The 13,394-nt window shown below is 48.8% G+C and carries 15 protein-coding genes and 3 tRNA genes; 14 read left to right on the plus strand and 4 right to left on the minus strand.

Annotated elements, in window-relative coordinates:
* Positions 1-35 precede the first annotated feature (35 nt).
* From dcyD to sdiA, 4 genes are all read left to right on the plus strand, one after another.
* A complete protein-coding gene (dcyD, locus tag MRY16398_RS10425) occupies positions 36-1,022 on the plus strand; it encodes a D-cysteine desulfhydrase (protein ID WP_125124309.1) in 987 nt (328 codons plus the stop codon).
* Positions 1,023-1,043: 21 nt separating this feature from the next.
* Positions 1,044-1,712: a cystine ABC transporter permease gene (gene tcyL / locus MRY16398_RS10430; protein ID WP_041851806.1), complete on the plus strand. Its 669-nt coding sequence runs from the start codon at positions 1,044-1,046 to the stop codon at positions 1,710-1,712.
* Positions 1,709-2,461 carry an L-cystine ABC transporter ATP-binding protein TcyN gene (gene tcyN / locus MRY16398_RS10435; RefSeq protein WP_079496411.1) on the plus strand — a complete coding sequence of 251 codons (753 nt, stop codon included), beginning with the start codon at positions 1,709-1,711 and terminating at the stop codon, positions 2,459-2,461. The genes tcyL and tcyN overlap by 4 nt, the downstream gene beginning before the upstream one ends.
* Positions 2,462-2,758: 297 nt before the next feature.
* The gene (gene sdiA / locus MRY16398_RS10440; protein ID WP_041851804.1) at positions 2,759-3,481 is read left to right on the plus strand and encodes a transcriptional regulator SdiA; all 723 of its coding nucleotides are present in this window, start codon (positions 2,759-2,761) and stop codon (positions 3,479-3,481) included.
* A gap of 70 nt (positions 3,482-3,551) precedes the next feature.
* Here sdiA and MRY16398_RS10445 read toward each other — a convergent pair whose 3' ends face one another.
* A complete protein-coding gene (locus MRY16398_RS10445) occupies positions 3,552-3,776 on the minus strand; it encodes a DUF2594 family protein (protein ID WP_071196383.1) in 225 nt (74 codons plus the stop codon).
* Positions 3,777-3,788: 12 nt separating this feature from the next.
* Complete coding sequence (locus MRY16398_RS31385; protein ID WP_418904016.1) at positions 3,789-3,911, minus strand: hypothetical protein; 123 nt, start codon at positions 3,909-3,911, stop codon at positions 3,789-3,791.
* 328 nt (positions 3,912-4,239) lie between these two features.
* Between MRY16398_RS31385 and uvrY the strand changes: the two genes are divergently transcribed.
* The 6 genes from uvrY to MRY16398_RS10475 all read left to right on the plus strand — a co-directional run bounded on the left by uvrY (position 4,240) and on the right by MRY16398_RS10475 (position 7,780).
* Positions 4,240-4,896 (plus strand): UvrY/SirA/GacA family response regulator transcription factor, encoded by a 657-nt coding sequence (gene uvrY / locus MRY16398_RS10450; RefSeq protein ID WP_041851802.1) that lies wholly within the window; start codon positions 4,240-4,242, stop codon positions 4,894-4,896.
* The gene (gene uvrC / locus MRY16398_RS10455; RefSeq protein WP_071196384.1) at positions 4,893-6,725 is read left to right on the plus strand and encodes an excinuclease ABC subunit UvrC; all 1,833 of its coding nucleotides are present in this window, start codon (positions 4,893-4,895) and stop codon (positions 6,723-6,725) included. Before uvrY ends, uvrC begins: the two co-directional genes overlap by 4 nt.
* Positions 6,726-6,781: 56 nt before the next feature.
* Positions 6,782-7,330, plus strand: a complete 549-nt coding sequence (pgsA, locus tag MRY16398_RS10460; protein WP_041851800.1) for a CDP-diacylglycerol--glycerol-3-phosphate 3-phosphatidyltransferase — start codon at positions 6,782-6,784, stop codon at positions 7,328-7,330.
* Between the two features lie 149 nt (positions 7,331-7,479).
* Positions 7,480-7,555: transfer RNA gene (locus MRY16398_RS10465), tRNA-Gly, on the plus strand.
* 52 nt (positions 7,556-7,607) lie between these two features.
* Positions 7,608-7,681: transfer RNA gene (locus tag MRY16398_RS10470), tRNA-Cys, on the plus strand.
* Positions 7,682-7,693: 12 nt separating this feature from the next.
* Positions 7,694-7,780: transfer RNA gene (locus tag MRY16398_RS10475), tRNA-Leu, on the plus strand.
* Positions 7,781-8,021: 241 nt separating this feature from the next.
* Here the strand turns inward: MRY16398_RS10475 and MRY16398_RS10485 are convergent.
* Positions 8,022-8,762 (minus strand): hypothetical protein, encoded by a 741-nt coding sequence (locus tag MRY16398_RS10485; RefSeq protein ID WP_125124311.1) that lies wholly within the window; start codon positions 8,760-8,762, stop codon positions 8,022-8,024.
* An 80-nt stretch (positions 8,763-8,842) separates the two neighbouring features.
* Between MRY16398_RS10485 and MRY16398_RS10490 the strand changes: the two genes are divergently transcribed.
* The 4 genes from MRY16398_RS10490 to MRY16398_RS10510 all read left to right on the plus strand — a co-directional run bounded on the left by MRY16398_RS10490 (position 8,843) and on the right by MRY16398_RS10510 (position 11,856).
* Complete coding sequence (locus MRY16398_RS10490; RefSeq protein WP_125124312.1) at positions 8,843-10,045, plus strand: site-specific integrase; 1,203 nt, start codon at positions 8,843-8,845, stop codon at positions 10,043-10,045.
* A 376-nt stretch (positions 10,046-10,421) separates the two neighbouring features.
* Positions 10,422-10,793, plus strand: a complete 372-nt coding sequence (locus MRY16398_RS10500) for a hypothetical protein (protein WP_232034395.1) — start codon at positions 10,422-10,424, stop codon at positions 10,791-10,793.
* A gap of 25 nt (positions 10,794-10,818) precedes the next feature.
* Entirely contained in the window at positions 10,819-11,349 is a 531-nt protein-coding gene (locus MRY16398_RS10505) for a hypothetical protein (RefSeq protein WP_125124314.1), read from the plus strand.
* 72 nt (positions 11,350-11,421) lie between these two features.
* Entirely contained in the window at positions 11,422-11,856 is a 435-nt protein-coding gene (locus MRY16398_RS10510) for a DUF2787 family protein (RefSeq protein ID WP_125124315.1), read from the plus strand.
* A gap of 590 nt (positions 11,857-12,446) precedes the next feature.
* On the opposite strand, the gene MRY16398_RS10515 is transcribed toward MRY16398_RS10510, so the two are convergent.
* The gene (locus MRY16398_RS10515) at positions 12,447-13,331 is read right to left on the minus strand and encodes a GTPase family protein (RefSeq protein WP_125124316.1); all 885 of its coding nucleotides are present in this window, start codon (positions 13,329-13,331) and stop codon (positions 12,447-12,449) included.
* Between the last annotated feature and the right edge of the window lie 63 nt (positions 13,332-13,394).

The following is a 13,394-nucleotide window of genomic DNA, read 5'->3' on the forward strand; positions in this document are numbered from 1 at the left end:
ATAAAAGCCATTCCTATCTCGCTACCGGAGGATCGATGTCCTTGCAAAATCTCACCCGTTTTCCCCGCCTGGAATTTATCGGCGCGCCGACGCCGCTTGAATACCTGCCGCGCTTTTCTGATTTCGTCGGTCGTGACATCTTTATTAAGCGCGATGATGTTACCCCCATGGCGATGGGGGGGAACAAGCTGCGTAAGCTGGAGTTTCTCGCCGCAGACGCGCTACGCGAAGGGGCCGACACACTGATTACCGCAGGGGCTATTCAGTCTAACCACGTGCGCCAGACGGCGGCGGTGGCGGCAAAGTTGGGGCTGCACTGCGTGGCGCTGTTGGAAAATCCTATTGGCACGACCGCGGAAAACTATCTGACCAACGGTAACCGCCTGTTGCTGGACCTGTTTAATACGCAAATCGAAATGTGCGACGCGCTGACCGATCCCAAACGCCAACTGGATGAGCTGGCAACACGTATTGAAGCGCAGGGTTTTCGCCCTTACGTGATTCCGGTTGGCGGCTCAAACGCGCTGGGGGCGCTGGGTTATGTCGAAAGTGCGTTAGAAATTGCCCAACAGTGTGAAGGTGCCGTGGGGCTCTCTTCGGTCGTGGTGGCGTCGGGCAGCGCCGGAACGCATGCCGGGCTGGCGATTGGTCTGGAACAACTGCTCCCGGATGTCGAGTTAATCGGCGTGACGGTATCGCGCAGTGTGGCCGACCAAAAACCTAAAGTAGTGACCCTGCAACAGGAGATCGCGCAACAGCTGGAGGTGAAGGCCAGCGCAGAGATTACCCTCTGGGATGACTATTTTGCGCCGGGATACGGTCAGCCGAATGATGAAGGCATGGAGGCGGTTAAACTGCTTGCGCGCCTGGAAGGTATTCTTCTCGATCCTGTCTATACCGGCAAGGCGATGGCAGGGCTGCTTGATGGAATTGAGCAAAAGCGTTTTAAAGATGACGGCCCGATTTTGTTTGTCCACACCGGTGGCGCTCCGGCGCTGTTTGCCTATCACCCACATGTTTAATTGCCGGGCAGAACAACCATAATGCAAGAAAGTCTACAACTGGTGATCGACTCTGCGCCGTACCTGCTTAAAGGGGCGGTATTTACGCTGCAACTGAGCATCGGCGGCATGTTCTTTGGCCTGCTGCTGGGGTTTGTGCTGGCGTTAATGCGCCTCTCCCCGCTGCTCCCTGTGCGCTGGCTGGCGCGCATCTATATCTCGATTTTCCGTGGTACGCCGCTCATCGCCCAGCTTTTTATGATCTACTACGGGTTGCCGCAATTTGGCATAGAGCTGGACCCGATCCCGGCGGCGATGATCGGTCTGTCGCTCAATACCGCCGCTTACGCCTCGGAAACCTTGCGTGCGGCTATCTCGTCTATCGATAAAGGACAGTGGGAAGCCGCCGCCAGTATCGGGATGACACCCTGGCAAACGTTACGGCGCGCAATATTGCCACAGGCCGCGCGTGTGGCATTGCCGCCGCTCTCTAACAGCTTTATCAGCCTGGTGAAAGATACCTCGCTGGCGGCGACGATTCAGGTGCCGGAACTGTTCCGTCAGGCGCAACTGATCACCTCACGTACGCTGGAAGTGTTCACAATGTATCTGGCCGCTTCGCTCATTTACTGGGTTATGGCGACGGTACTCTCTGCGTTGCAGAACTATTTTGAAAACCAGTTGAACCGGCAGGAGCGCGATCCGAAATGAGTGCCATCGAAGTGAAAAACCTGGTGAAACAATTCCACGGCCAGACGGTGCTGCACGGCATCGATCTGGACGTGGCGCAAGGGGAAGTGGTGGCTATCATTGGGCCCAGCGGATCCGGTAAAACCACGCTATTGCGCAGTATCAATCTCCTGGAGCAGCCTGAAAGCGGTACGATTCGGGTGGGTGACATAACCATCGATACGGCAAAACCGATAGGACAACAGAAAAACCTGATTCGTCAGTTGCGCCAGCATGTAGGCTTTGTGTTCCAGAACTTCAATCTCTTCCCGCATCGTACGGTGCTGGAGAACATTATTGAAGGCCCGGTCATTGTGAAAGGCGAACCGAAAGAGGAAGCGACAGCGCGGGCACGAGAGTTGCTGGCTAAAGTCGGGTTAAGTGGTAAAGAGACCAGCTATCCGCGGCGTTTATCCGGCGGACAACAGCAGCGTGTGGCGATTGCGCGCGCGCTGGCAATGCGCCCGGATGTCATTCTGTTCGATGAACCGACCTCGGCGTTGGATCCTGAACTGGTAGGGGAGGTGCTCAATACCATCAGGCAACTGGCGCAGGAAAAAAGGACGATGGTGATTGTCACCCATGAAATGAGCTTTGCGCGCGATGTGGCGGACCGGGCCATCTTTATGGACCAGGGACGCATTGTCGAACAGGGCGCTGCAAAGTCGCTATTCGCCAATCCGCAGCAACCACGCACACAGCAGTTTCTGGAAAAATTCCTGATGCAGTAATGATTCACCGATTCGGCAGCAACTCGCTTTCCGAATCGGTGATTAATGCTAACTTAAGCTAAATTTATTCGTGCGCTTTTAATCATATGCATTGCCAATAAAGATATTTGACCACACTTTGCCGTCGCGTTTTCCCACAAAAAACAGTGTTTTCTGCCTTATCTGCTCGCCATAACCTGCGAAAATTTTTACTGATTTTCGCTGATACCGATATTTCACACTTATAAAAAAGATTTATGTGTTAATTTAATGTATCCATAATAATGATTATTATTGTCAGGGGTGATATCGGTCAGTATGCAGGATAATGACTTTTTCTCGTGGCGCAGGGAGATGCTGCTACGTTTTCAGGAGATAACGGACAAGGAAGAGGTATATTCAACATTAGAGCAGCAAACGCAGCTGCTTGAATTTGATTTTTTTGCACTGTGTGTCCGACATCCGGTGCCGTTCACGCGCCCGAAAATCAATGTACACACCACGTATCCGGATGCCTGGATGGCGCATTATCAGTCCGAAAATTATTTCGCTGTCGACCCGGTACTCAAACCAGAGAATTTCCTGCACGGGCATTTGCCATGGAATGACAAATTATTTCACGAGACGCCGGAATTATGGAATGGTGCGCGGGATTTTGGATTACGCAAAGGGATTACGCAGTGTTTGATGCTGCCAAACCACGCAATGGGATTTTTGTCCGTGTCCCGCACAAGTATTCTCCATCATCCACAGCATGATGAAGAGATTGAGTTGCGCCTGCAAACGCTGATTCAGCAAAGCTTGATCACGCTTTCCCGGCTGGGTGACAATATGGTCATTGCGCCAGAAATGAAATTCAGTAAGCGCGAGAAAGAAATTCTGAAATGGACAGCGGAAGGGAAGACATCGGCCGAAATCGCTATGATTTTGTCCATATCTGAGAATACGGTGAATTTTCACCAGAAGAACATGCAGAAAAAATTCAACGCACCGAATAAAACGCAGATTGCCTGTTATGCGGCTGCGACGGGAATTATCTGACCTGAACCTTCGTTCTGCGTGCCAGACGTATACCGGCTGCCAGCTTTTGTAGGCTGCCAGCCGGATTCACTTACTGGCGATAAGCCTGTTTGATCTGCTTCACCGTGTTGGTGAACACCGCCGCCTGGGTTTCATCTTCCAGCGCTGCGATCTGTTTTTCCATTTTAAGGATGACGCGACCTGCATCGGCCTGTCCCATAGCCTGCAACATCAGCGTGATCATCATTTTCAGGCATGAGACTTCCTGAGCCAGTTCCTGGTTATTATCAGCAGTGGAAAAATCAGGTGTGCTCATTTATTTACCTCGTTAAGTTACCGTGCTTAGCGTGACGGTGAATGTCAAAGCGGCGGAGTATACCACAAGCCAGGGGAAAAATAGCAGTGGTTGTTTTTTGCACGTACCCGCTGTCTGGTTTATTAAATTAAACATTAGCCATATATTTAATTTGAATAGTGTAGGCAAAATATATGTTTAATAGAGGTAGAATGACGGTTAATTATTGTTACAAAGTGCCGCTTTAAATTCCCCATCAGAATAAAACTGTGCGTTCAGGCAGCTTTCCGAAAAGTACTTTTAAACACGCAAACCTGATATGGCGCGGGGTGTGAAAGTTTCCACAAAATGTACAGGTTAATTTCCAAAAACGAGACCGAAATCGAATGAGTGGCATTTTTTAACTTTCATTAACGCAGCAAAAACCGTTAGTATGTGAAGAATTAGCTTGCAGCAGCGTCATCCCTTTTCTGGAGATATTCCATTGATCAACGTACTTCTTGTTGATGACCACGAACTGGTGCGCGCAGGGATACGACGCATTCTCGAAGATATTAAAGGCATAAAAATTTCTGGCGAAGTTTGTTGCGGCGAGGATGCCGTAAAATGGTGCCGGGCGCATTCTGTCGACGTTGTGTTGATGGACATGAACATGCCGGGCATCGGTGGCCTTGAAGCCACACGCAAGATTGCGCGCGCTAATATCGACACCAAAGTCATCATGCTTACCATTCACACAGAAAACCCGCTTCCGGCGAAAGTAATGCAAGCTGGCGCGTCAGGTTATCTCAGCAAAGGCGCTGCCCCGCAGGAAGTCGTCAATGCGATTCGCTCCGTCCATTCCGGGCAGCGATACATTGCGTCCGACATTGCTCAGCAGATGGCTCTCAGTCAGATTGAACCGGAAAAAACCGACTCACCGTTTGAGAGTTTGTCTGAACGCGAATTGCAGATTATGCTGATGATCACTAAAGGTCAGAAGGTCAATGAGATCTCTGAGCAACTGAATCTCAGCCCCAAAACGGTGAACAGCTATCGTTACCGCATGTTCAGTAAATTGAACATTCATGGTGACGTGGAGCTGACTCACCTGGCGATTCGCCATGGTCTGTGCAATGCGGAGACGTTAGCAAGTCAGTGAATGAAGTTTTCGATTCAAAAGCCTTTCTCAAGACAGTAACCAGCAAGCCGGGTGTCTACCGAATGTATGACACCGGCGGCACAGTTATCTATGTAGGCAAAGCAAAAGATCTTAAAAAGCGCCTCTCCAGTTATTTTCGCAGCAATCTCGCCTCGCGAAAGACAGAAGCGCTGGTTGCACAGATCCAGCAGATTGACGTCACGGTAACCCATACCGAGACGGAAGCGTTATTGCTGGAACACAACTACATCAAGCTTTATCAGCCGCGCTACAACGTGCTGCTGCGCGATGATAAATCCTATCCTTTTATTTTCCTAAGCGGTGATACCCACCCGCGCCTGGCGATGCACCGTGGTGCGAAGCACGCTAAAGGGGAGTACTTTGGCCCGTTTCCTAATGGTTATGCTGTGCGGGAAACCCTGGCGCTCTTGCAGAAAATATTCCCGGTCCGCCAGTGCGAAAATAGTGTCTATCGCAACCGCTCGCGTCCGTGTCTGCAATACCAGATTGGCCGCTGTCTTGGCCCCTGCGTGGCGGGACTGGTGAGCGAAGAGGAATACGCACAGCAGGTGGACTATGTGCGGCTGTTTCTTGCCGGTAAAGATGATCAGGTGCTCACGAAACTGATTACCCGGATGGAAAAAGCCAGCCAGGCGCTGGAATTTGAAGAGGCGGCGCGTATTCGCGATCAAATTCAGGCCGTACGCCGGGTCACCGAAAAACAGTTTGTCTCAAATACCGGGGACGATCTGGATGTGATCGGCGTGGCGTTCGATGCTGGCATGGCCTGCGTGCATGTGCTCTTTATTCGTCAGGGCAAGGTTCTGGGTAGCCGGAGTTATTTCCCGAAAGTGCCGAATGGCACTGAACTTGGCGAGGTGGTGGAAACCTTTGTCGGCCAGTTTTACCTGCAGGGAAGCCAGATGCGCACGCTGCCAGGTGAGATCCTGCTTGATTTCAACCTCAATGACAAAACACTGTTGGCGGATTCATTGTCTGAGCTTGCCGGACGCAAAGTTAACGTGCAGACCAAACCACGCGGCGATCGGGCGCGTTATCTGAAGCTGGCACGTACGAATGCCGCGACGGCGCTCAGTACGAAATTGTCGCAGCAGTCGACCGTCCATCAACGCCTGACCGCGCTGGCGACCTTGCTCAAATTGCCGGAAGTGAAGCGTATGGAGTGTTTCGATATTAGCCATACGATGGGTGAGCAGACGGTGGCGTCCTGTGTGGTGTTTGATGCCAACGGGCCGGTACGTGCGGAATACCGGCGATATAACATTACGGGCATCACGCCTGGTGATGATTACGCCGCCATGAATCAGGTGTTGCGTCGTCGTTACGGGAAAGCGATTGAAGAGAACAAAATTCCGGATGTGATTTTGATTGATGGTGGGAAAGGGCAGTTAGGGCAGGCCAAAACGGTATTTGCCGAACTCGACGTCCCATGGGATAAACATCATCCGTTGCTGTTGGGCGTGGCGAAAGGAACAGACCGTAAAGCGGGGCTCGAGACCTTATTCTTTGAACCTGAAGGCGAAGGGTTTAGTCTTCCGCCAGATTCCCCGGCGCTGCATGTGATTCAGCATATTCGCGATGAGTCGCACGATCATGCCATCAGCGGCCACCGTAAAAAGCGGGCAAAGGTGAAGAGTACCAGTACGCTGGAAACCATCGAAGGCGTTGGTCCAAAACGCCGTCAGATGCTATTAAAGTACATGGGGGGTCTGCAGGGTTTGCTGAATGCGAGCATTGAAGAAATTGCAAAAGTGCCGGGCATCTCGCAAGGTCTGGCAGAAAAGATCTACTACTCGTTGAAACATTAAGGGCTCTGTAGCAACATAGGGTCAAAATTTACTGACAACAGATAGTTACCGTCATTATGCGATTTAATATCCCTACGTTGCTTACCCTGTTTCGCGTCATTCTTATCCCGTTTTTTGTTTTGGCATTTTACCTGCCTTTTCAATGGGCTTCGTTCGCATGCGCGCTGATTTTTCTGGTTGCCGCCGTAACCGACTGGTTTGACGGCTTCCTTGCGCGTCGCTGGAACCAGAGCACGCGCTTTGGCGCATTCCTGGACCCGGTAGCGGACAAAGTGATGGTCGCAATCGCAATGGTGCTGGTAGCAGAGCATTACCATACCTGGTGGGTGACGTTGCCGGCGGCTACCATGATTGCCCGTGAGATCATTATTTCGGCCCTGCGTGAATGGATGGCGGAGCTGGGGAAACGCAACAGTGTTGCCGTCTCCTGGATCGGTAAAGTGAAAACGACCGCGCAGATGACTGCACTGGTCTGGATGCTGTGGCGTCCAAACGAGTGGGTAGAGTGGGCGGGGATTGGTCTGTTCCTGGTTGCTGCGGTACTGACATTGTGGTCGATGTTGCAATACCTGAACGCGGCACGCGGAGATTTGCTTGAACAGTGATCGTTTCGCGTTAATTTTCAGCAAACGATCCGGGTTTTGAAAAATATCGTTGACTCAGTGCGTCAGGTAAGTAGAATGCATCGCATCAGACGGCAGCGTAGCTCGCCAGAAGATAAGAAAATCAAGTGATTAGAACAAAACTTGATATTGCGGGAATAGCTCAGTTGGTAGAGCACGACCTTGCCAAGGTCGGGGTCGCGAGTTCGAGTCTCGTTTCCCGCTCCAGTTTACAAGCATCGGCATATTGCGGGTGCTGGTCGAAAGGCCAGAAGAATCTGGCGCGTTAGCAAAGCGGTTATGTAGCGGATTGCAAATCCGTCTAGTCCGGTTCGACTCCGGAACGCGCCTCCAATTTCTTCCCGAGCCCGGGTGGTGGAATCGGTAGACACAAGGGATTTAAAATCCCTCGGCGTTCGCGCTGTGCGGGTTCAAGTCCCGCCCCGGGTACCATGGGAAAGATAAGTATAATCAAAGCAATAAGCAGTGTCGTGAAACCACCTCCGGGTGGTTTTTTTGTGCCTGAAATTCACGCCCTGTGCATATCCTGTGCTCACGGGGTGCAATGAGCTGCAATCTCCAGCCTGGCAATGCCGAATCGAACGTGTCGCCTCCAGCATAGAGAACCAGCCCGCTTTACCTGTTTTCCGGTACTCTTCCGGGAAGGGGGCCCTTCTGAGCAAGCTGTAATGCTCTAGCCACCCTGAGCACAAAGTTGCTTAATTCGTGCAATCACCTCATCTCTGTATTTCTGGTGTCCGCGCATAGCCCTTGGATGGGCAATTCTGAAACAGATTGTATGACCTGTTTTGAACTCCCACTGCTTCCCCGGAATGACTGAAGAAGTCTCATAGCCGCCTAGCTCAGTAAGCACCTGTTTTATGAGGTAGTCTGTTCTCCGGGCTCCGGATGCAAAGATGATGAAATCAGGCTCAAGGTGTTTAATTTGTACCGCCAGCAGTTTCAGCGAGGCTAATATGACTTCCTGCACTTCATTTTGAGGGCGATTGAGAGGGGTCAGTCCGTCGTAATCCCACGCCAGTAGATTGGCATACACGATAGCCCGAGGAGGAATATTAAGCTCCCGGGCCAGCCGGAAATGATACTGCGTGAAGCGGCTACGTGATTTGAGGTTCGTGGTGCCATAATTTTGTACCGGAAGATGTTTCCTGTAACGAGCTACAGCCTCTTCAACCACTTGCCCGATGGTGACGTCAGGTATAATTCCCAGCACCCGTGACATCGTATTCTTACCATTCAGCGTATTCCAGCCAGCGGTTTCACGTCCAACCAGCATGATTTTTACCGGTGAATGCCAGTATTCTTCAAACGGCACGGGTAAAAAGACGCCTGAGTATTTATCTTCATTCAGGTTAAATGACCGGGCGTCAACTTCCTGTAATATCCGTTTGTACGCGTCTAATAGCCTTTCCATTCTTCAATCCCACCCCGTAATAAAAACACCTGCAGATATATATTATTTTCATGATATCAATCAGATACATGAGGATAAATATGCAAAAATCCTTCCGATTCACCAATTCATCCATCAAAGCCCTTCCGGCAAACACAGATACCCGATCTACAGAGCTTGAGGTATCTGATACCGAGGTCATTGGCCTCAAATGCCTCTCAGGTCGAACGGGTAACAAACGTTTCCTCCTGCGCTACACATTCCACGGTACCAAAAAAAGTATCAGTATTGGCAGATTCCCTGAAATTGATGTGGGGACAGCTCGCCAGATAGCTCGCCGTCATAAGGAGGCGACTGCACTGGGAAATGACCCCAAGGCAGAGCGCGATAATTATCGTGCGATGCCAACGCTTAGCGAGTTTTTTCACCAGACCTATGTTCCGTTCATCAAGCGCCATAAAAAGTCCTGGGAAAAGGATGTTCAGCGTTTCACGCAATACATTGAACCTCGTCTGGGGAAGATACGTTACTGTGACCTTCGGGCCCGGGAAATCCAGCAGGTGCTTTTCGACATGCTTGAGGGTCGTATTCACGGCCAGCAGTATGCACCGTCTACCTGTAACAGGGCACTGGCTATTCTGAAAACTATGGGGCGTTATGCGCTACGACAGGATGTCCTGGAGAAGAATGAAGCCGATAAGATCCCTTTACTTAAGGAGAATAATCAGCGGACGCGCTTTTTTGACGCCGATGAGATCAGAAGGATCCTCGACGCTGCGGCACGATACCCCAATAAGGCAGCCGGGGGACTGATAGCCATGCTGCTGTTAACCGGTACACGCAAATCAGAAATGCTGAACGTCATGCACAAACATATTGATCGGGATAACAGGTCGTTATTCATTCCTTATACTAAGAATGGTCGCAGCAGAACTGTGTATCTCAGTGATGTTGCATTATCCATTATTGATTCGATCCCACGGGCTGGCAGCAACCCCTATCTGTTTGCCGTAAAAGATAATGGAAAACCGATATCAGAACCCCGGTGGGCCTATGAAAAAATACTGGCAGAATGCGGGATTGATAAAAGTGAAGTCTGTTTCCACACCACGCGCCATTCCGTCGCATCATTACTTGTCTCCAGCGGACAGTACAGTCTGTATGACGTTAAAGCCCAGCTGGCGCATGCCAGTATTCAGAGTACGGAGCGCTACGCAAAACTGACACCAGAGCGAATGCGTCAGACCGGGCAGGGTGTTACCGACCTTCTTTTAACCCCTGTAGCTACCAGTAAAGAACAGTGATTTTTGCGTCTCTTAAACGTGGAGAATGATTATGCCATTAACGTGCCCTAAGTGCGGTAGTCGGAATACAGTCACAGAAACTGCCGGAAATATAGCAAAGGTGGCTCGCGATGACCGGTTTCTGACATCAACATCCGGTTATATTAGCCCGGATCAATTACCAGAATTGCTTAAAGAAATCATCAGGGCGATACAGCGTCTCTTTGGATTCCTTGAACAGCGTGAAAGGAATAATGCTCCAGTGCTTATCTGCAAGGATTGTGGATATTATGAAAGAATATAGATGACCACTGAAGGCAATTCCAGATTCTTTACCCTGTCTATGTAACCCCGATACTTAAAACGTATCGGGTTTTTTGTTTATGAGGATTATTCAATGAAATTTATCTCGAACTGGCAAGACCTGCCGTCGCTCCTTCTTCCCGATCCAGTTATGACTGTCTTGAAAAAAGAACTGATACTCCCATTTGATGATGAATCTTCCGCAATGAATTTCTGGGGGGAGGTCGGTGTGGCATTAATTTACATTGAACCAGGTGATGTTCCCGAAGATATTAAACGACACGTATTGGATGTAATTCATCATTTAATTGTAAACCCTGAGTTTGTGGTCCGTCTGACAGATGAATATTACTTGATGCTATCAATTACAGAAGATAACGGCAATGGTGTTTATCTGTTGTTTCATCCCAATTGCCCTCTGGACGGGATTGATACATTAATGTCTATGGCGGAATTCCGTCTGTAAATCATATTATAATCAGGAGAAGAAAATGAGAAAATCAAAGTCAGCAAGAAATAATAATGAACACGATGAGCTGGAGTTAAATAATGATTTAAGTGATGTTGAAAAAGGCATCACTGAAGATGAAAAAATATTACCTGAAGAGAGTTATAAGCTGCTTATTGAATCAGGACAGGCGGAAAAAATCAGTCCTAAAGCCAGTGGTATGCTGACATGGCAACTGGCAATGTCTGAAACGGATAATGAACTTTATCTGCGCCTCCTGGCAAATGGTAGCGGAGGATTGTTTTCTAAAGACTGGATCCCACTTTCTAAAATTGAAAGTGTACTCGAAGTACATCCGACAACGGGCTTCACATCTGGTGTATTCAGACCTCTGTTTAAAGGGGCAAGTGCCAATAATGCCGGTTTTCTGGCTGCTGTTTTACGCTCACCGGATATATGCCTGCTGGAGGCTCATCCGGAGAAATTGTTTACGCATGTGTTATATGCCGACTGGCGGGAGCGCCTGAAAACACTCAGCAAAGTTGGGGATAGAGAAAATAACGCGGAGGATTAATTCTTTACCCGTACGTTCATACAACCAGAAACAGCTACTCACCACCATTCATCTTTTTCAGGAATATTCATTATGCAAACCCAGTATGTCTTAAAACAGGCAGGATTAACTCTGCCTGTTACCAAATTATTTAAGCAGCACATCGCTACGCTTCTGGCAGAACAATCTCAGCAAACATCGGTAAGGGCAGTGGTCATTAATTTTCGTGATCCGGACTACAGTGCAGAATCCGGCGGATTTCATCCGGTTGAAATGCGGTTCATCCGTCAGGATAACGAATGGTATTTCGATTATGTCACAGACTTTAGTTACATGGGGCGAGTTTACCCGGAACTGGAAAAGGAAATAGACTTTTGCTGGTCGGATCATTATGTCTTTCATTATCTCGCTGGAGATATTTCACTGGCAGCAGAGAGGAATGAGCTCTGGTCCATGTGGGAGGGTAATTTTATGGATTACCTGTCTATGGGGATTTACCGGGTAACGGTAACAGAGGAAAGCTGTTGACCCGTTATGAACAGGAAGAACGCAGGCATCTTTGTAATCCTCTTCATGAGCGGCACATCACAGCATGGGGATGATGTCGCTTTTTCCTGTACGTTCACATAACCATGTACAGACACGGGGGATCTCAGATCCCTCGTGATTTTGAGCTAAGGTGTGAAAGTCGATATGCTGTTTCCCCAACGGTGATTTTACACCAGATAATTTATGATGATATTACAGTCTGTTAGATGTCATTTTTGATTGGAGTATCCGTATTCCATGAACATGAATGGATGCATTATGAACCGAACTCGAGGCGAAAAAATCGCAGAAAGATTGAGCTGGATATTACTCCAGCTTTATACAGGCAATATACTGTCAGTCGAAGATATTTGTCAGCAATTTGCAGTTTGCCGTCGAACAGGGCTACGCGATTTATCGCGAGTGAATATAGTGACAGAAAATGTTGAACCCGGAAAAGTACGACTGGCATCTATTATAAAAGAACGGATAAGAAGGAGTATTTGATGTGTTATTTCATTCAAGGCATAAATGCTTGATGGTGAGTTAATTCGTATAAAATGATATCGGGAGCCTAAGCTCCCGTTTTCTCAGCCAAAGATCCAGTTCCAGGCTTTTTTAATTCCACCGACGACTACTTTTTTTACGGCTTTAGCTACGATGCGTGGACCGGGCGGTAATTGATCTATGATGGCATCAATGATCTGCTCAACCGTTGCGCCGAAACCCGCTGTGGCCTCTTCTATTACGGCTTCGGTTTTGTGTTCGTCTTTGACCTGTGAGGCGACACCACTTTGAGCGTGCTTTGGGAGGGCACGAACCATTGCTTCTACTAAATGGGTGACGTTATAACCTTCACTGGCTGCGACAGAAATGATGGGATGGTCTGTGAAGCCGAATCGTTGCGTGAGATAGGTCTCTTTATCACGAATATTTTGCATCTGAGCAGGTGATGGCTGGGAATTTTTAATATCCCATTCACGGAACGGTTCGATTTTATCAACCTGATTAAGTACAAATAATGTTTTTGAATCACCACCCGCAGGAATAAGCACATTTTTGTAGAAATGTTCATCGGCAGAAAAAGCACGATCATCACCCTTAACGACCCAGAGAACTAAGTCCAGTTGAGGGAGCAGATCCCGGTACAGTTGTTCATATTCTTTATCACGTTCTGCACTTTCGCCAACACCCGGAATATCAATCAATTTGACAGAACGCTTTCCAAACTGGATGCGTATTTCCTGGGTTTCGCGGGTACAGGCTTCAACATCACTGACTGCGCAAACCTCCCCCTTAAAGATTGCATTACATAAGCTGGATTTACCTGCCCCTGTTTTTCCCATAATACCAATGACGGGCTCGTAGTTGATAACCTCATTAATACGGCGAGAAATACTCTCCCGAATATTTTCAGGTAGAATATCAATTGCATCCTTTACAGGGTTTCTGGTAGCTGTGTCATCTTTATACATTTTTTTACTCACTTTTTGCTATTTGGATTTCTATCAATTCATACGTGTGATATTAAGTGCTTA

Source organism: Phytobacter sp. MRY16-398, from assembly GCF_003925915.1.
Lineage (GTDB): Bacteria > Pseudomonadota > Gammaproteobacteria > Enterobacterales > Enterobacteriaceae > Phytobacter > Phytobacter diazotrophicus.